Raw genomic sequence first — 19477 nt, 5'->3', positions numbered from 1 at the left:
CGCGTGTCTGTCATCAAGAAATTCCTCGGTCAGACTGCAATCTATGGTTTAAGTACTGTATTTTCCAGGCTGTTTAACTTTATCCTGACTCCAATTTATACCAGCAAATTTGCTGCGGGGACATATGGTATTTTCACTACAATGTATGCTTATGCCTCGCTGATCAATGCAGTGTTGGCTTTCGGGATGGAAAGTACCTATTTCAGGTACCTCAATAAACACGAGGATAGGAAACAGGAAGTATACAACAACTCCTTTCTGGTGATTGCTTTTATCTCCACCCTGTTTTTAATTACAGGGTTGATATTGGCAAATCCAATTGCAGCCTATTTAACGGATGATCCGAAACAACTCAGTGATTATAAATATTACGTGCAGTTCTTTATTGGCATTCTGTATATTGATGCCATCTGTGTGATTCCATTCGCCAAATTGAGAGCAGATGAAAGACCGTTTAAGTACAGCCTGATTAAATTCCTGAATATTGGGTGTTTCGTAGGCTTCAACCTGCTGTTCATTTATGTGATCCCATGGATCATTAAAAACGAATGGCCGATGGCCGAATGGCTGTCTTCATGGTATCGTGGTGTTTGGGTAGGTTACGTATTTGTGGCCAATTTAATCGCCAGTGTGGTTACCTTCCTGATGTTGCTTCCGGAATTTTTAAAGCTTCAATTGAAGTTTGATAAAGAGCTTTTCGGGAAAATGTTTTCTTATTCATGGCCGGTATTGGTGGCCAATCTTTCCTTTATCGTCAATGAAAATCTGGATAAGCTGGTCTTGGGAAAGCTGTTGCCGGAAGATATTGCGATACAGGAAGTAGGGATTTATGGTGCGGTGTGTAAGCTGGCTATATTCATCAGTATTTTCGTTACGGCTTTCCGTTTAGGGGCAGAGCCTTTCTTCTTTAGTCATGCTAAAAAGGAAAATGCAAAGCAGACCTATGCCATCATTCTACAGTATTTTGTAATCGCATTAGCGGTACTTTTTGTGGGACTGATTGCCAATATTGAATTGTTGAAACATTTTATCAGCAAGCCGGAATATTGGGTTGGACTCCCGGCAGTGCCATACTTGCTGTTCGGTTACGTTTGCCTTGGGGTGTATTCAAACCTTTCGATATGGTATCGTTTATCAGATCAAACGCGCTTTGGCCTTTACATTTCTTTGATTGGTGCAATGATCACCATTGTGTTCAACTTCGTGTTGATCCCTAAATTCAGCTATATGGGCTCTGCATGGGTTTCTATGCTGGCTTATTTTGTGATGATGGTGATCTCTTATATATTAGGCCAAAAATATTACCCGATTCCTTACCACCTGAAAAGAATCCTCAGCTATTTAATCATTTCAGTAGTATTGGTGATTTTATCGTTCTGGGTATTTAACAGGAATATTTATATTGGAAATCTGCTCTTGCTTGCTTTTATTGGCGGCATTGTCTATTTCGAAAAAGACCAGTTGAAAGCGATCTTGTTTAAGAAGTAAATACATTAAAACGCTTAAAAAAATTAGAATAAATAAAAACAATTATCACAATGAAAATCAATATCATTAACAATTCTGGACACGCCTTACCACAATATGAAACTGCTCATGCGGCAGGAATGGACATGCGTGCATTTGTAGAAACTGAAATCACTATTAAACCTTTGCAACGTGTATTGATTCCAACAGGCTTACACATCGAGTTGCCAGTAGGTTTTGAAGCACAGATTCGTCCTCGTAGCGGATTGGCTTACAAACATGGCATCAGTATTGTGAATTCGCCAGGAACGATTGATGCGGATTACCGTGGAGAGATTAAAGTTTTGTTGGTGAATCTTTCTGATACAGATTTTGTAGTGAATAATGGCGATCGTATTGCACAAATGGTGATTGCAAAACATGAAACCATTGCATGGGAAGCAGTAGAAGAGCTTTCAGATACGGCACGTGGTGCTGGTGGTTACGGCCACACTGGTAAATAAAAATAAAAGGATTAAATAAAATAACGATGAAGCAAAGGTCTCTTTTACTATCATTACTTCTTGCAGGCTTGTCGGCTGAGGCACAACAACCTGTAAATCCAAAATTGGATAGTACTGAAGTAAGGACCCTTTTCTTCGCCGGATTGCGGGAGAAGCTGAATGAAAATTACAGCAAGGCGGGGGAAAGCTTTCAAAAGATCCTGGCCATCGACCCGAAAAATGCAGCTGTTTATTATGAAATAGCAAGTCTCAATTACCGCCAGAACAAATTGCAGGAAGCAGAAGCAGCCATCAAAAAATCAGTAGCATTGGATGCAAATAACCTTTGGTACTGGAAGATGATGGCAGAACTGTATAAACGCAAAGGGGACATGGATGGGCTGATCAGTGTTTTTAATGAGTTGATCCGCCTGTCGCCCGATAATGATGCGTTTTATTTTGATAAAGGGAATGCCTACCTGTTATTAGGCAAAACAACAGAAGCGTTAAGAACTTACGACGAGTTGGAAAAGAAATTTGGGGTGTCAAAAGCCCTGATCCAGGCCAGACATCGGATTGACCTGGGTAATAAGAAAGAGGCCACTAAAGCCGAACTGGAAAATATGCTTTCCGCAGGGGAAGATGATGTACCCGGAATGCTGGACCTGAGCCAGTCGATGATGGAGAAAGGGCAGACGGAAAATGCACTCGTCCTACTCAAAAAAGCGAAAAGCATTAGTCCTGAAAACTATGAAATTGATCTGGCGATTGCCGATTATTACCAAAATATAAAGAACAGTAAGGAAGCTGGAATTGCACTAAGGACGGCTTTTGCCAATCCGGAAATGCCGGCGCAAAGAAAAGGGAAGATTATCCTGATGATTGCCGGAAACGCTAAAAATCCACTATTGATTGAAGAAGCTTTAGCCCTGGCCAAAATCGCTATGGAAAGGGGGGATGAGGATCCGAATATGATCGCCTTATATGGCGATTTACTGTATCAAAAGGGAGCGCTGTCGGCAGCATTACAGCAATATCAGGCAGTATTGAAATTGAGCGATCAGCTTTACCCGGTATGGGAGCGTGTGCTTACCATTCAAAATAACCTGGGGAAATATAAAGAAGCCGCAAAAACCGGAGAAGCGGCGCTGGCGATCTTCCCGAATCAGGGAATTCTATATTACTACCTCGCCTTTGCACAACACCGCGATCTGCAGAATGCAGCGGCAATGACAAATATTAAAGCGGCTTTGCAGTTGGATGGGGAGAATCCAGACCTTCAGGCCCTTGTTTTTGCCTTGCAGGGAGAGATCTTTCTGGATGAAGAAAAGTTTAAGGAGGCCAATATCGCCTTTGATAAGGCGGTTACGCTGGCACCGAAAAATTACCTGTTGTTAAACAATTATGCTTTTTATCTGGCCTTGCGTAATCAGGATCTGGAGAAAGCAGAAGCCCTTGCCGCGAAAGCAGCAGCGGGAATGCCTGGAAATACCTCTGTGGCGGATACCTATGCCCTGGTGTTGTTTAAACGTGGGAAATATGCTATGGCTAAAAACTGGGCAGAACAGGCGATCCAGCATGATGGTTCCGGAAATGGCCTTTATCTGGAACATTATGGCGATATCCTGTTTTTAAATGGAGAACAGGAAGCGGCATTGCTTCAATGGCAGAAAGCGAAGGATGCAGGAAATGATGCTGCCAATTTAAAACGAAAGATCAATGAGAAGAAATATATTAAATAGTCTGTTTTTGCTGGCCCTGGTTTCTTTAACTATGGCCTGTAAAACCAAGAAAAAAGTAGTTGTGGTACCTCCGGTATCGGGTGTAGCTCCGGTAGATACTAAAAAAATGGAAACCCTGGAGATGTTGCAGGGAAAGGATATTTCTTATAATACTTTATCATTACGGGGTAAAGCCCGTTTGGACATCAACGGAAATGCCAATAATGTGAGCATGAATATCCGCATTCGTAAGAATGAAGGAATCTGGCTTTCTATTGGTGGCCCATTGGGAATCGAAGTAGGGCGTGCCTGGATTACTCCAGACAGTATTAAGGTGCTGAATAAATTGCAGAATGTTTATCTAGGAAAGCCTTTTAACTATGTCCACCGTTTCACGAATCCGCAGGTCACTTATCAGTTGTTGCAGGCCATTTTGTCTGGAAATACGATTCCTGAATTGATGCGTACAGAAGCGAATTTAACGGCCCAAAACGGAGTCTGGGAAATTAGCGGCGAGCAGGCAGATCTTGCTTATCGGGCTTTATTCAATACGCTTTTTAAGGTGTCGGAGTATCAATTGAACGACTTGAAATCTGCTAAAGCATTGAAGGTAGTTTACGGAGATTATCAAAATATGAACGGTACCTTGTTTCCTACTACGATTCAAATCAATTCTATGGCAGGGACGCAAAAAATCGCGCTGAATATTGATTTTTCAAAGGTTGAAAGCAATCTTCCCGTAGAGTTTCCGTTTAATGTTCCAGGTAAGTATGAAGTAATAAACTGATTTTTTTTATACTTTTGACGCAATGAAGCTAAATAAAATATTATTCCTCTTCTTATTTTTATTATCCGCAAACTTCGCCGTTGCGCAGAACAGTTCAGAGCTTAAAAGAAAAAAAGAAGCCATACAACGGGAGATAGAACTGCTTCAGAGAAACCTGACCAAGACGGCTAAAAACAAGAAACTTACGCAAAGCCAGATCAATGCCTTAAACACCAAAATCAGTTTAATGCAGGATAAGATCACGGTTATCAATTCTGAGATTAAGAACCTGGACAACCAGATTCACGAAAATACCAATACGGTTATCAATTTAAAAGGACAGCTGTCGCAACTTAAAAAAGAGTATGCGGGGATGATCCGTTTTGCACAACGCAACCAGAACGCCTACGATAAGATGATGTTTGTGTTTGCCGCCAGCGATTTTAATCAGGCTTATAAAAGGATCAAATACCTGCAGCAATTTGGCCAATACCGGAAAAAGCAGGCAGGATATATTCAGGGAACACAAAAAGACCTGAACTATAAGATTGTAGTACTGGACAAAAACTTAAAGCAAAAAAGCAGTTTGCTGCATGAGCAGGAAAGTGAAAAAGATAAACTGGGCAAGAACAAGAATGAGCAGGCTCAGGTATTGAATAAATTCAACAAGCAGGAAAAACAATATAAACAAGACATTGTAACCCGTAAGAAACAACAGGCACAGATCGACAGAAGCATTCGTGCAGCGATTGCAAGAGAGATTGCGATTGCCAAGAAGAAAGCGGAAGACGAAGCGAGAGCTGCGGCAGAGCGTGTCAGACTTGCTGAAGAACGTGCGAGAGTGGCTGCAGAACGCGCCAGAGCTGCGGCAGTTGCGAAAGCAAAGGCTGAAAATAAACCTGTTCCTGTTGCCCCGGCACCTGTAGCCAAGGCTAAAGTGGCCACGGTAAATAGGAGTAACAATTACCTGACGGCAACTCCGGAAGCCGCAAAGCTATCTGCTGCATTTGAAAGCAATAGAGGTTCCCTGCCATGGCCGGTAGCCACTGGAACAACTACAGAGAGTTTCGGTAAGCATAAAGAAGGACAAGCGAGCTACGATAATGCTGGTATTACCATACAAACCAACGAGGGCGCTGCGGTAAGAGCGGTATTTAACGGAAAAGTTACCCAAATCGGAAATGCATTGGGGAGGTACTATGTACTGATCAAACACGGACAGTATTTTACCGTGTATCAGAACCTTAAATCCGTTAGTGTAGGCAAGGGAGAGGATGTAAGTACCAAACAAACCATCGGAACAGTCGCTTCCTCAGGTGATAGCCCGGAACTTCAATTCCAGATTTATAGAGGTCAGGTTGCACAAAATCCTGCGGGTTGGCTCTCTGCAAAATAGAGGATTGAGCGAGAAATGTTTATATTTGTATATTGAACTAAAAAATAGAGCTTAAAATGTATTCAGGAACAGTATTGGAATTCTTAAATATGGGCGGTGGTGAGATTATGTTGATCCTGGCCGTTGTTCTTTTGTTATTTGGAGGTAAAAAACTTCCAGAATTGGCAAGAGGTTTAGGAAAAGGAATCCGCGACTTTAAAGATGCCTCAGAAGGGGTGAAAAGAGAAATCCATCGCAATATTAATTCCGTAGGTATCGTAGACGATCTTAATGATGTGATCAACGACAATAGTCGTCACCATCCAAAAGAAACAAGTTTGGAGGAACAAATGTATCCAGGTAGCACACCTGCTCCTGCTGCAGAAGGAATTGATTTAGAGAAAAAGGATGTCGTTGCTGCAACAAGCACTGAAAATCCAAAAATTGAAACAGATAAAACACAACTTTAACCAATAATATCATGTTAAACACATTCTTAATAGCTGGCTTAGGTGGCGCGGAAATCGCCATTATCTTGGTAATTGTTTTATTGCTTTTTGGTGGTAAAAAAATTCCAGAACTAATGCGTGGCTTAGGTAAAGGCATTAAAGAATTTAAAGACGGAAAAGACGGGATGGATGATGCTGCTGACAAAGTAGAACAAAACCGCAGTAACAAACCACTATAGGTTTTAATCCGATTTTTAAATTTAACCTATTCTTGAAATTTGAAGAAGTATAACTCCTTATCAGAGATACAAACCCTTATTGCTCAAAAAAAACTAAGTTTAACTGAGCTGCTGGATCACTATTTTAAGCAAATAGAAACTCATGAACACCTCAATGCTTTTAATGAGGTGTTTTTTTATTCTGCGGCCGCTCAGGCAAAAGTAGTTCAGGAGAAAATTGACAATGGAACTGCCGGTAAACTGGCAGGCATGGTGATTGGTATTAAAGACAATATTTGTTATAAAGACCATATCGTAACCGCATCTTCCAAAATGTTGGAAGGTTTTGTTGCTCCTTATTCTGCTACCGTAGTAGAGCGTCTATTGGCGGAAGATGCCATCATCATCGGAAGACTCAATTGTGACGAGTTTGCCATGGGTGGCTCTAATGAAACTTCTTTTTATGGCGCGGTGAAAAACGCGGCAGATGCAGAACGTGTTGCCGGAGGCTCTTCAGGAGGTTCGGCAGTAGCGGTACAGGCAGACCTATGCTTATCAGCATTGGGAACCGATACTGGTGGTTCTGTAAGACAGCCTGCTGCTTTTTGCGGTTGTATCGGAATGAAGCCTACTTATGGCCGCATCTCCAGGTACGGCGTAATCGCGTACGCTTCTTCTTTTGATCAGGTAGGTACCATCACTTCTTCTATCTCTGATGCTGCATTGTTGCTAGAAGTTCTGGCAGGTGTAGATGAGTATGATAGCACTGTTTCTAAAAAAGAAGTGCCGGATTATACCGCTGAGTTAGCAGCAGTAGCTCCAAAAAAGATTGCCGTATTAAAAGAGACACTGGAAAGTGAAGCTTTAGATCCGGAAATTAAAGCAGCTATCCTTAGCGCAATCGAGCGTTTTAAAAGTCAGGGGCATACCGTAGAGTATGTGTCATTTGACTTGCTGGATTACCTGGTTCCTGCTTACTATGTATTAACAACAGCCGAAGCTTCTTCTAATTTATCCCGTTACGATGGGGTTCATTATGGGCATCGAAATATGGACGCGGTTACTTTGAACGACTTATACAAGACTTCCAGAGCGGAAGGTTTTGGAGAAGAAGTGAAAAAACGCATCCTGATTGGTACGTTTGTTTTGAGTGCGGGATACTACGATGCGTACTATCAGAAAGCACAACAGGTGAGAAGACTGATCCGCGAAAAGATGGAAGAAATGCTGGTAGATTACGATGTAATCTTAAGTCCGGTGGCTCCAACTCCTGCTTTCAAAATCGGTGAAAACATGGACGATCCATTGGTGATGTACATGGCAGATATCTTTACCGTATTGGCATCGCTGACAGGAATTCCGGCAATCGCAATTCCTTTGGGCAATAATAATAATGGTTTACCGTTAAGTTTACAGCTTATGGCAAAGCACTTTAGGGAACAGGAACTCTTGTCTCTGTCCCATACATTTTTAACCTAGACCCATGTCACCAAACATTGCCTATGAAAATAAATGTACTATTTGCATCCTGTATTGTAGCATTAACCAGCTTTTCAGCAGCAGCCCAACAACAACGGCAACAACAAGGTTCTTTAGCAATTATTGATACCGTTGCCCTACCAATTTTAGCAGAAACACCAAGTTTTTACAACCATAATTACGTGTTTAAGGCCAGACTGGATTCCATTCAGAAAATGGTTCCACTCAGCTATAATGAACATGTACAAAAGTACATCGACATTTATAGTGGCCGCAAAGACATGATGGGGAAGATGCTCGGCTTGTCCGAATACTATTTCCCTGTTTTTGAAAAAGCACTGAAAAATTATAATATTCCCGAAGAAATTAAATACTTGCCCATCATAGAGTCTTCTATGAATGCCCATGCGGTTTCCAGGGTAGGCGCCACAGGTTTATGGCAGTTCATGTTTGCTACGGCGAAAGATTATGGACTGAACATGGACAACTTTGTGGATGAAAGAAAAGACCCAATACAGGCCAGTTACGCAGCAGCAGCTTATTTTAGAGATGCTTATCAGGAATTGGGCGACTGGCTCCTGGCCATTGCCGCCTATAACTGTGGAATGGGCAATGTGAAAAGAGCCATCATAAAAGCGGATTCCCATGATTTCTGGGAAATCAGACCTTATCTCCCGCTGGAAACACGTAATTATGTGCCTGCATTTATTGCCGCCATCTATGTGATGAACTATTCAGGGAAACACCAGATTAAATCACAACAATCTGCATTCGTTAAATATACCGATACCATCCATGTCAATCGTTTTGTGTCTTTGCCTCAATTGGCAACGGCATTGAGCATAGAGGAAGATGCCCTTTGCAGTCTAAATCCAAGCTATAAAAAGAAGATTGTGAATGGCACAGAACTGGAACCTAAGCGCATCATTATTCCTAAAGTGAATATGGCACAGTTTGCAGAAATTTATGAGGTATTGAACAATACGGAACTGGATGTAAATCAACAGGTATTTCTGGCTTCTAACGATGACCGTAGGAAGTTAAAGAAGAAAATTGCCCCGAAACCTGCCGCTGCCATCAGCTATCATAAAGTAACTCCTGGACAAACATTGAGCGCTATTGCCGATAAATATCATGTAGAAGTACAGGACATAAAAGTGTGGAATAGTCTTAAAAGCTCTTCGATTGTACCCGGGCAAAAGTTAAAAATCCATAACCCAGAAACTGCTAAACGTAAATTATCCGCCATTAAAGGCTAATCCTTGCTTCCCAATTCTGATTCCTTTTTTATTTCAGGGCTAATTAAAAGATTGTAACTTTGGCCCTTTATAAATGACTGATTTATGAGTAAAATTAACAGGAAGCAAGATGCTTTGGATTACCACTCGCAAGGGCGACCGGGAAAAATACAAGTTATACCCACGAAACCAACGAACTCTCAGAGAGATTTGGCGCTGGCATATTCTCCAGGGGTAGCTGAACCTTGTTTAAAAATAGCAGAAAACGTTGAAGATGTATATAAATATACTGCCAAAGGTAACCTGGTAGCTGTAATCAGTAATGGTACAGCTGTTTTAGGTCTTGGTGATATTGGTCCGGAAGCGGGTAAACCGGTGATGGAAGGTAAAGGCCTTCTTTTCAAGATCTTTGCTGATATCGATGTTTTTGATCTGGAACTGGATACTAAAAACGTTGACGACTTTGTTAAAATCGTAAAAGCCCTTGAGCCAACTTTCGGTGGGGTGAATTTAGAAGATATCAAAGCACCTGAGTGTTTTGAAATTGAGCGTCGCTTAAAAGAGGAGATGAATATCCCTGTAATGCACGACGATCAGCATGGTACCGCCATTATCTCTGCAGCAGCATTAATCAATGCTTGTGAGTTGCAGAAAAAGAAAATGGATAAGGTGAAGATTGTGGTGAATGGTGCCGGTGCTGCCGCGATTTCATGTACCCGTCTTTATGTATCTTTAGGTGTTAAAAAAGAAAATATTGTGATGTGCGACCGTTCTGGCGTCATCAGAGCAGATAGAGCTGTACTGGATGCAATCAAAGCTGAATTTGCAACTAAAAGAGACTTAAATACGCTGGAAGAAGCAATGAAAGATTCGGATGTATTCATCGGTCTTTCTTCTGCAGATTGCGTAACTGTAGATATGTTGAAATCGATGGCTAAGAATCCTATTGTTTTTGCAATGGCGAATCCTAACCCGGAGATTGCTTACGAACTGGCTATCAGCTCTCGTAAAGACTTAATTATGGCTACAGGACGTTCTGATTATCCTAATCAGGTGAATAACGTACTGGGCTTCCCATATATTTTTAGAGGTGCTTTAGATGTTAGGGCAACCAGCATCAATGAGGAAATGAAAATTGCTGCAGTGAAAGCGATTGCTGAACTGGCTAAAAAATCTGTTCCTGAGGCTGTAAACATGGCCTACAATGAAAAGAATATCAAATTTGGTAAGGATTATATCATTCCTAAGCCGGTAGATTTGCGATTGATGACCAATGTTTCTTCGGCAGTAGCCAAAGCAGCAATTGATTCTGGTGTTGCCCGTAAAATCATCACCGACTGGGATGCTTATACTGAAGAGTTGAAAACCAGATTAGGTATGGACGATGCGATTATGCGCGCCATCACTAATAAAGCGAAATCTGATCCGAAACGTGTGGTATTCACTGAGGCGGATAACTATAAAATCCTGAAAGCAGCACAGATTGTTAAGGATGAAAATATTGCTATTCCTATTTTATTAGGAAAAAGAGAGGTTATCGAGCAGATCATTGAAGAGAATGCACTGGAATTAGAAGGTGTAGAAATCATTGATCCAATGTTGGAGCCGGAACGCATGCAAAAATATGCGGAATCTTTGTATCAAAAGAGACAAAGAAGAGGGGTGACCTTGTTCGAAGCCAATAAGTTTTTACGCGATAGAAATTACTTCGGTGCTTCTATGGTGGAATTCGGTGAGGCAGATGCGATGATCTCTGGTCTGACTAAAAATTATGTGTCTACCATCAAGCCTGCTTTGCATGTGATTGGTACGGAACCAGGTGTAAACCGTGTTGCCGGAATGTACATGATGATGACCAAAAAAGGTCCGGTTTTCTTTGGTGATACGACCGTAAATGTAGACCCTACAGTGGAAGAATTGGTAGATATTACCCTATTGCTGGATCAGGCGGTACGTAAGTTTAACATTCAACCACGTATTGCCCTACTTTCTTACTCTAATTTTGGGTCAAACGAAGGTGTTGTTCCTGAAAAAGTGAGAAAAGCGGTGAAGATTCTTCATGAAAAACACCCTGAAATTATCGTAGACGGCGAAATGCAAGGAAATTTTGCAATTAACAACTCTTTATTGAAAGATAACTTTCCTTTTAGTAGCTTAGTAGATGCCCCTGCAAATACACTGGTTTTCCCTAATCTGGAATCTGGAAATATTGCCTATAAATTGTTGCAGGAACTTGGTGGTGCAGAAGCGGTTGGTCCGATTTTATTAGGATTGAACAAACCTGTTCACATTGTACAGTTGGGTAGTTCAGTTCGTGAGATTGTAAACATGGTGACTTTAGCTGTGTTAGATGTACAGTCGAAAGAACAGGAAGCACTAGCTAAAAAAGGTGGTCTATTGAAAAAGTTAATTAAGAAGTAAGATATGTATGAATATATTGATGGTAAGCTCACCTTTAAATGCCCCGCTTATATTGTTGTGGAGGCCGGAGGAATTGGTTACCATATCAATATTTCACTAAATACTTATAGCAGTCTGGCAGATGTGGAAAGATGTAAGGTTTACCTCTGGACACATATCAAAGAAGATGCACATACCTTATATGGATTTGCAGAGGAGGGAGAGCGCAGGCTCTTCCTTCATCTGATTTCCGTTTCTGGAATCGGCCCGAATACGGGTAGAATGATGCTTTCTTCAATTACCCCTGTGGAAATTCAGACGGCTATTGTAAATGGTGATTTACCTTTGATTCAGCGGATTAAAGGAATTGGTGCGAAAACTGCGCAACGCCTGGTATTGGAGTTGCAAGACAAGTTGAAAAAAGAAGGTACAGGATCATTGATCGCTGCACCATTAAATAATACTGCTAGAGAAGAAGCTTTATCTGCCCTGATGATGCTCGGGTTTGCAAAACAACCAGCGGAAAAATCAATTGACAGTGCAGTGAAAAATGGAGGTACGGATTTAACAGTAGAACAAATGATAAAAATCGCTTTGAAGAACTTATAGAATTACCTTGAAAACCCTATTAACGCTCCTCTTTACCTTTCTACTCTGCTTTGGCGGACAAGCTGCTTTTTCACAAACGGTGAGGCCTCAGCAAAGAAATTCCGATACGACCAGAAATTCCTTCAGTTTGAAGGAAAAACAACGCTTAGGGCTTAGAAACCTCAATAACTCCTTCAAACCGCTTCCCGATAATGTGAAAAGGGAAGTCGAGTATGATGCGAAAAATAAAAGATACATCATCCGTCAGTTGATTGGCAACCAGTTGTTCGCCGCCCCGCAATACCTGACGATCGAAGAATACCAGCGTTTGGTAAACTCTGAGATGAAGCGCGACAATTGGCGCATGTATTCCAACGAAGAAATTAATGAAGTCAGAAAGACTGGGATTATCCCTAGTTTAAAGGTCAATAGTAAGGCTTTTGAACGCATTTTTGGCGGTACAACCATAGATATCCAGCCTCGTGGTGAGGCCGAACTGACCTTCCTGGGAAGAATCAATAAGAATGAAAATCCGCTGTTTAATGAGCGCCAACGCGTACAGGGGAATTTTGATTTTAACCAGCGCATCCAGATGGATGTGATCGGTAATATTGGTACCCGGATGAAGGTCAATATGAACTACAATACCGAAGCTCAGTTTGATTTTGAAAATCAGGTGAAGCTGGATTACGTAGGTGGAAAGGATGATATCATCCAGAAGATTGAAGCCGGTAATGTGAGTCTGCCTTTAAGTACCTCTTTAATCAACGGTACACAAGCCCTTTTCGGGGTAAAAACACAATTGCAATTCGGTAAGCTGAATGTGAGTACGGTATTCTCTCAACAGAAATCGCAATCGCGGGAGATCCGCATCAATAATGGGGCACAACAGAATGAATTTAGACTGAGTGCCGATAATTATGAAGCCAACAAACACTATTTCCTAGCCCATTATTTTAGAGACAATTACAATAAAACCCTTTCTACGCCACCAACGATTACTTCAGGGGTGTTGATTACCAGGGTAGAAGTCTGGATTACCAATAAAACAGGAAATACGCAGGGTTCCAGAGATGTGATGGCTTTAATGGATTTAGGAGAGAACAGGCCTTATAACCCGACGATTGTGGGCGGTGCTTCTGCGCTTCCTTCCGGATTTGACAATCCGCAGTTCCCCAGACAATCGAATAGTTTGTTGTCACAATTGCCGGCAGATGCGCGATTTACCAATTCCAATGCAATCATTCCTTTCTTTGCCGCTACCGGGGCAACAGACAACTATGCCAAGCTAACTTATGCCAGAAAACTGGCCGATAGAGAGTTTACCTTCCATCCACAGCTGGGTTATATTTCCCTGAACAATGCCTTGAATACAGATGAGGTGTTGACCGTTGCTTACCGATACACTTACCGTGGGGTCGAGTATCAGGTAGGGGAGTTCTCTACAGACGTTTCTTTTGATGCAGGTCAGCCAAAGGTTTTGTTTACCAAAATGCTGAAAAATGAAACTTTGAAAACGAAGTTGCCTATCTGGGATCTGATGATGAAAAACATCTATTCTATCGGTGGATACCAGATCAGCCCAATGAATTTTAGACTGGACATTCTTCGTATTGACGATAAATCTGGGGTAGAAAAGCCTTATATCGAAGTTGGAGAAAAGCTGGATGCAGACCGTAGGCCGCTAAAGAATAAGCAATGGATTCAGGTGACTGGCTTAGACCGATTGAATCAACAAAAGGAACGTCAGCCTGATGGGGTTTTTGATTTTGAAGCAGAGAATAAACCTTTCGGAACCAATGAAAATATCTCATTTAATACGCCGGTAAATAACAATCCGGGGAATACAAATAGTTCGAATACCAATCTGACCAATTTCTCTACCAATACGATTAATGGTTATATCACCATCGACCCATTGAACGGGAAGGTGATTTTCCCTTTAATTGAACCTTTTGGTAAGGATTTAGCTGATCAGTTTGATCCTTCAGAATTGGCCTATATCAATCAATATACTTATCCTGCTTTATACGATTCGACTAAAGTGGTGGCGCAACAGTTGTTCAGCAACCAGAACCGCTATTTCATTAAAGGAGCCTACCAAAGTCAGGTGGCTTCAGAATTCAGTTTAAACTCCATCAATGTTCCGGAAGGATCGGTAAAAGTATTTGCCGGTACGATTCCTTTGCAGGAAGGGGTGGATTATACGGTGGATTATCAGGGTGGAAGAGTGAGAATCCTGAATACGGCAGTCCTGATTTCTGGTCAGCCGATTAGAATCTCGACAGAAAATAATGAGCTTTTTGGTTTACAGCAACGTTCGTTGTTTGGGACCAGATTCGATTATAAAGTAAACAATAAATTGAATTTGGGGGCAACCCTGATGAACCTGACGGAGAAACCGCTTACCCCAAAGGTGAATGTGGGTGAAGAGCCGATTTCGAATACCATGTGGGGCGTAGATTTAAGCTATAGCACCCCTTCGAGGTTCCTGACGAAATTGGTGGATAAGCTACCTTTCATCTCTACGAAAGTACCTTCGAGCCTGACTTTCTCCGGGGAGTTTGCACAGTTGATTCCTGGTCACCCGAAAGCCCTGAATTTTGGCGGACAAAAAGGTGGCGTGAGTTACCTGGATGATTTTGAAGCTTCACGATCGGTGATTGATTTGAAAAGTTCAATGGCATGGCAGTTGTCGGGAACACCACAATTGTTTTCTGAATCTCAAAGGATCGACGACCTGAGCTACGGTTTCAACAGGGCATTGATTGCTTTCTATAACATTGACCCGATATTTTACAATAGGAATGATGGCAGTCTGCCTGCCGGGTTAAGGAATAATAAACAGGAACTTTCTAACCATTATGTTCGTCAGGTGATCGAACAGGAAGTATTCCCTTTTAAAGAAACTGGTACAGGACAGCCTTTTGCTTTGCCTACTTTGGATGTTGCCTTTTATCCAACCGTTCGTGGTCCATATAACTATACGCCTACAGGATTTAATCCTTCAGGACAGTTGAACAATCCAAGAACCCGTTGGGGTGGTTTGTTCAGAAGAATTGAAACGAATGATTTCGAAGCCTTAAATATTGAGTTCATTGAGCTTTGGGTAATGGACCCGAATATTTATAAACCGAATGGTTTGGGTGGTGATTTGTACTTCAATCTCGGTAACATCTCTGAAGACATTTTGAAAGATGGAAGAAAGAGTTTGGAGAATGGTCTTCCTGCCAATGGCGATCCTTCTATGTACGATGAAACGAAATGGGGAAGGGTACCGAAATTGCAACCGGTAGTTCAGGCTTTCGACAATGATCCGAATGCCAGAAAAGCACAGGATGTAGGATTAGACGGATTGGCTAATAAAGATGAGCAAACGAAATTTTCTGACCTGATCAACCAGATCAAAGGACAGCTGAATCCGGATGCTGCTTCGGCTATTGAAAATGACCCTTCTTCTGATGATTACTTATATTTTAGAGGTCCGGAATTTGACCGTGAGAATGCAGGGATCTTAAAGCGTTACCAGCACTATAACGGAACGGAGGGTAACTCTAAAACTGCAGAGCAATCACGTGCTGAACTGGGCGTAGAGAACTCGGCTTCTACTTCTTTGCCTGATGGAGAAGACATCAACAGAGATAACAATATGACACAATCTGATGAGTACTTCCAGTATAAAGTTTCTATGCGTCCGGGCGATCTGATGGTAGGGCAAAACTTTGTTACGGACAAGGTGACTTCTCAGGTGAAACTGGCTAACGGTAGTACGCAACCGGTAACCTGGTATCAGATTCGTATCCCTCTTGCACAATACGAGGACCGTATTGGTGGTATCCAGGATTTCAAATCTATTCGTTTTATCAGAATGTTCCTGACCAACTTTGCCGATACTACGGTATTGAGGTTTGGAAAAATCCAATTGGTAAGGGGAGAATGGAGACAATACAATGCCAATGATGAAGCTTCACAAACGATCGTAGATCCTGCTTTAGGCACGAATGCACCAGACGGTTCTACTATTGAAGTGGCTACAGTGAATATTGAAGAGAATGGAAAACGTACGCCGATTCCTTATGTGATTCCTCCGGGAATTGAAAGAGAGCGTGATTTTAGCAATTACCGTGGGGATACCCGTCAGAATGAACAGGCACTTTCCCTGACTTTCAAGAGCCTGAAAGATGGTTATGGCAGGGCGGCATTCAAAACTGGATTCAACGATTTCAGGTCTTATAAACACCTGGAAATGTACATCCATGCGGAAGCTTTAGGTTCAAGTAATTTAAAAGACAACGACCTGAGTGCCTTCCTGAGAATTGGTACCGACAATCAGGACAACTATTACGAGTATACACAACCTTTAAAGGTGACACTTCCAGGAACCAGCGACCCTTATGCGATCTGGCCGGAACAGAATAAAATGGACATTACGCTGGAACATTTCCAAAAAGCGAAACTGGCCAGAAATAATGCGAAAACGAGTACCGGTGCGCCTTGGCCAATCAATATCCCCTTTAATTATACCGTAGATGGTAAAACAATTACCATCAAAGGACAACCGGATATGAGTAAGGTAAGGGTGTATATGCTGGGGGTTAAAAATCCTTACCAAAGCAATGGTGATGATGGTATGGATAAGAATGGTATTGTATGGTTCAATGAGCTGCGTTTAACGGAATTTGATGAACGTGGTGGTTGGGCTGCTACTGCCAGAATGAATGCGAAACTGGCAGATTTTGCCGATGTGAATGTATCCGGTAGTAAATCAACCATCGGTTTCGGTTCTTTAGAAACCCGGGTGAGTGAGAGAAACAGAGCCGACAATGTATTTTTTGACATCTCTGCAAGTATGGAACTGGGTAAGTTCTTCCCTAAGAAAACAGGGATTAAGGTGCCGATGTTTGTGAGTTATTCGAGCCAGGTAGCGACGCCTCAATACAACCCGAGCATGCCGGATATTGAGTTGAAAAATGCGCTGGATGCCGCTTCAAAATCACAACGCGATTCGATCCTGAATTTTGCGCAGGACTATACCACAAGAAGTAGTATCAACTTCACAAATGTGAGAAAAGAAAGAACAGATCCGGAGGCAAAAGCTAAGGTTTGGGATATAGAAAACTTTAATGTGAGCTATGCTTATACCAAGTATTCGCACCGCGATTTTATCATAGAAAGTAATTTCCAGAAAACTTACAGGGCTTCGCTAGGTTATAATTATTCGGGTATGCCGAGGGTTTATGAGCCTTTCAAAAAGATCATTAAGAACAATACACTGGCGCTGTTAAAGGATTTCAATTTTAGCCTGATGCCTTCTTCGATCAATTTCAGAATTGATGTAGACCGTTTCTATGCGGAGAACAGTTTGAGAAACAATGATCCGATGAACTCTATTCCGGTGAATACGACCTTTAATAAAAACTTCCTGGTGTCCAGAGTTTATGGAATTTCATGGAACTTGAGTAAGTCACTGACCATGGACATTGATGCGACCAATTATTCGATTATTGATGAGCCTTTTGGTAGAATTCAGGGATTAAAAAGAGATACCTTATGGCAGAATATGATGAGGTTAGGACGTACGACAGATTATAGTCACAACCTGAACTTCACCTATAATTTGCCAATCAATAAGATTCCGGGAATGGATTGGGTAAGTGTAGCGACACGTTACGGTACCAATTTTAACTGGCAAACGGAGCCACTTTCTACATTGAGAGATCCAAATATCAATCTTGGAAATACAATTCAGAACTCCAGAACGATCCAGATCAACCCTAATTTAAACCTGGCATCGCTTTACAATAAGTTCGGCTTTGTACGTAAAGGAAGCGGACAAGGCAAACAAAATGTTTGGGTAGGCTTGCTAACCAGTGTGAAAAACGTGGTGGGTGCTTATACGCAAAGCAAGGGTATTTTCTTGCCGGGTTATTTGCCGAAAACAAATTACTTCGGAATTGATCAGGCAACAGGTGCGCCGGGATTAGGTTTCGTATTGGGTAGTCAGCGGGACATTAGAAATGAGGCTTTACTGAAAGGCTGGATCACCAGTGATACCTTACAGTCGCAGTTGTACATCAACACGATGAGGGAGGATCTAAGCTTTACGAGTTTAGTGGAACCGATCAAAGATTTGTCGATTACGTTAACGGCCAACAGAAATAGAACGAGGAACTATTCTACCAATTTCAGGTATGATGAGGAATCGAGAGGATTTTCAAACTTTAGCCCTTTTACAACGGGTGATTACAGCATTTCTTATATCAGTCTGGGTACTGCTTTCTCGGAGAAATCCGGTGCTACGATGTCTAAACTGTTCAACGAGTTTATGTCGAACAGGGTAGTAATTTCGCAACGCTTAGGTTTGTTGAATCCGAACTCTTCAGGTGTAAGAAACGGGGCATATGCAGATGGTTATGGCGGGGAGTCACAGGATGTATTGACTGCTGCTTTCCTTGCTGCTTACAGCGGTAAAGATGCGAAGAAGTCTAGCCTGAACTCTATGCCTAATATTCCATTGCCGAACTGGAGATTGAGTTACAGAGGACTAATCGGGATTCCGTTTATTGCCGATCGTTTTAGTTCATTTGACTTGAGACATTCTTATCGCTCTGTGTACAGCATCAGTAGCTTTAACTCGCTATTGAAGTACCAGGAGAAAGATGGTTCGGTAGTAAGTAGAGATTTAAACGACAACTTCCTTCCGGAGTTCCAGTATGCGCAGGTGACGATTGCAGAACAGTTCTCTCCTTTGATCGGTATTGATACGCGTTTGAAAAACAACCTGACGGCTAATTTTGAGATTGGCAGGTCTCGTTTATTGGGCTTAAATATGTCGAATAGTCAGCTGGCACAGTTAACGGAAAACAATATGGTTTTCGGACTGGGTTATCGTACTACGAAGTTCAGGTTCCCGTTTGGCTTGTTCAAAGGATTGAAAATGGACAACAATATGGACTTTAAACTGGATGTGGCAATCAGGGATAACAAGACGGTGATATACCGTGCAGACATCCTGGAGGCAGAAGTTTCTTCCGGTGCGAAGAACATTACCTTAAGACCTAGTGTGGATTATATCCTGAACCAACGTTTTAATGTGCGCTTGTTTTACGATTCGAACATCACGAAGCCTTATACTTCACAAACCTTTAATACGTCATTTAGTAATTTCGGATTTAGTTTGAGAGTTACCCTGAATTAGGCATTGTGATAAATGCTTATATTAATTACCTTTGAATCGGCAGAAGCGTAAAGTAGAAGCCAAGAGTTTAAGCAACGACAATAAAAAAATTATACA

General features: G+C 41.8%; 12 protein-coding genes. All 12 read left to right on the top strand.

Features of this window, described 5'->3' with window-relative positions; all coding sequences use genetic code 11:
- The first annotated feature begins 3 nt into the window (after window positions 1–3).
- A complete protein-coding gene (locus tag R2S10_RS11695; RefSeq protein WP_316840620.1) occupies window positions 4–1488 on the top strand; it encodes an oligosaccharide flippase family protein in 1485 nt (494 codons plus the stop codon).
- Between the two features lie 50 nt (window positions 1489–1538).
- Window positions 1539–1970 (top strand): dUTP diphosphatase, encoded by a 432-nt coding sequence (dut, locus tag R2S10_RS11690; protein ID WP_316840619.1) that lies wholly within the window; start codon window positions 1539–1541, stop codon window positions 1968–1970.
- Between the two features lie 26 nt (window positions 1971–1996).
- Window positions 1997–3691 carry a tetratricopeptide repeat protein gene (locus R2S10_RS11685; RefSeq protein WP_316840618.1) on the top strand — a complete coding sequence of 565 codons (1695 nt, stop codon included), beginning with the start codon at window positions 1997–1999 and terminating at the stop codon, window positions 3689–3691.
- Window positions 3669–4457 carry a DUF4292 domain-containing protein gene (locus R2S10_RS11680; protein WP_316840617.1) on the top strand — a complete coding sequence of 263 codons (789 nt, stop codon included), beginning with the start codon at window positions 3669–3671 and terminating at the stop codon, window positions 4455–4457. The genes R2S10_RS11685 and R2S10_RS11680 overlap by 23 nt, the downstream gene beginning before the upstream one ends.
- Window positions 4458–4479: 22 nt before the next feature.
- Window positions 4480–5832, top strand: coding sequence for a murein hydrolase activator EnvC family protein (locus tag R2S10_RS11675; protein WP_316840616.1), 1353 nt, complete (start codon window positions 4480–4482; stop codon window positions 5830–5832).
- Window positions 5833–5888: 56 nt separating this feature from the next.
- A complete protein-coding gene (gene tatA, locus R2S10_RS11670; RefSeq protein ID WP_316840615.1) occupies window positions 5889–6281 on the top strand; it encodes a twin-arginine translocase TatA/TatE family subunit in 393 nt (130 codons plus the stop codon).
- An 11-nt stretch (window positions 6282–6292) separates the two neighbouring features.
- Window positions 6293–6499 (top strand): twin-arginine translocase TatA/TatE family subunit, encoded by a 207-nt coding sequence (locus R2S10_RS11665; protein WP_316840614.1) that lies wholly within the window; start codon window positions 6293–6295, stop codon window positions 6497–6499.
- Window positions 6500–6538: 39 nt separating this feature from the next.
- Window positions 6539–7957: an Asp-tRNA(Asn)/Glu-tRNA(Gln) amidotransferase subunit GatA gene (gene gatA, locus R2S10_RS11660; protein ID WP_316840613.1), complete on the top strand. Its 1419-nt coding sequence runs from the start codon at window positions 6539–6541 to the stop codon at window positions 7955–7957.
- Window positions 7958–7980: 23 nt separating this feature from the next.
- On the top strand, window positions 7981–9216 hold the full coding sequence (locus R2S10_RS11655; RefSeq protein ID WP_316840612.1) for a lytic transglycosylase domain-containing protein: 1236 nt from the start codon (window positions 7981–7983) through the stop codon (window positions 9214–9216).
- 84 nt (window positions 9217–9300) lie between these two features.
- Window positions 9301–11616 carry an NADP-dependent malic enzyme gene (locus R2S10_RS11650; protein ID WP_316840611.1) on the top strand — a complete coding sequence of 772 codons (2316 nt, stop codon included), beginning with the start codon at window positions 9301–9303 and terminating at the stop codon, window positions 11614–11616.
- 3 nt (window positions 11617–11619) lie between these two features.
- Window positions 11620–12204, top strand: coding sequence for a Holliday junction branch migration protein RuvA (ruvA, locus tag R2S10_RS11645; RefSeq protein ID WP_316840610.1), 585 nt, complete (start codon window positions 11620–11622; stop codon window positions 12202–12204).
- A gap of 7 nt (window positions 12205–12211) precedes the next feature.
- A complete protein-coding gene (sprA, locus tag R2S10_RS11640) occupies window positions 12212–19381 on the top strand; it encodes a cell surface protein SprA (protein ID WP_316840609.1) in 7170 nt (2389 codons plus the stop codon).
- Window positions 19382–19477: the final 96 nt, after the last annotated feature.

Origin of the sequence: Pedobacter gandavensis (genome assembly GCF_032678745.1) — a bacterium.
Taxonomy (GTDB): Bacteria; Bacteroidota; Bacteroidia; order Sphingobacteriales; family Sphingobacteriaceae; genus Pedobacter; species Pedobacter gandavensis_C.
Note: the sequence above shows the minus strand (reverse complement) of the source record. Positions and strands in the feature narration are given on the sequence as shown.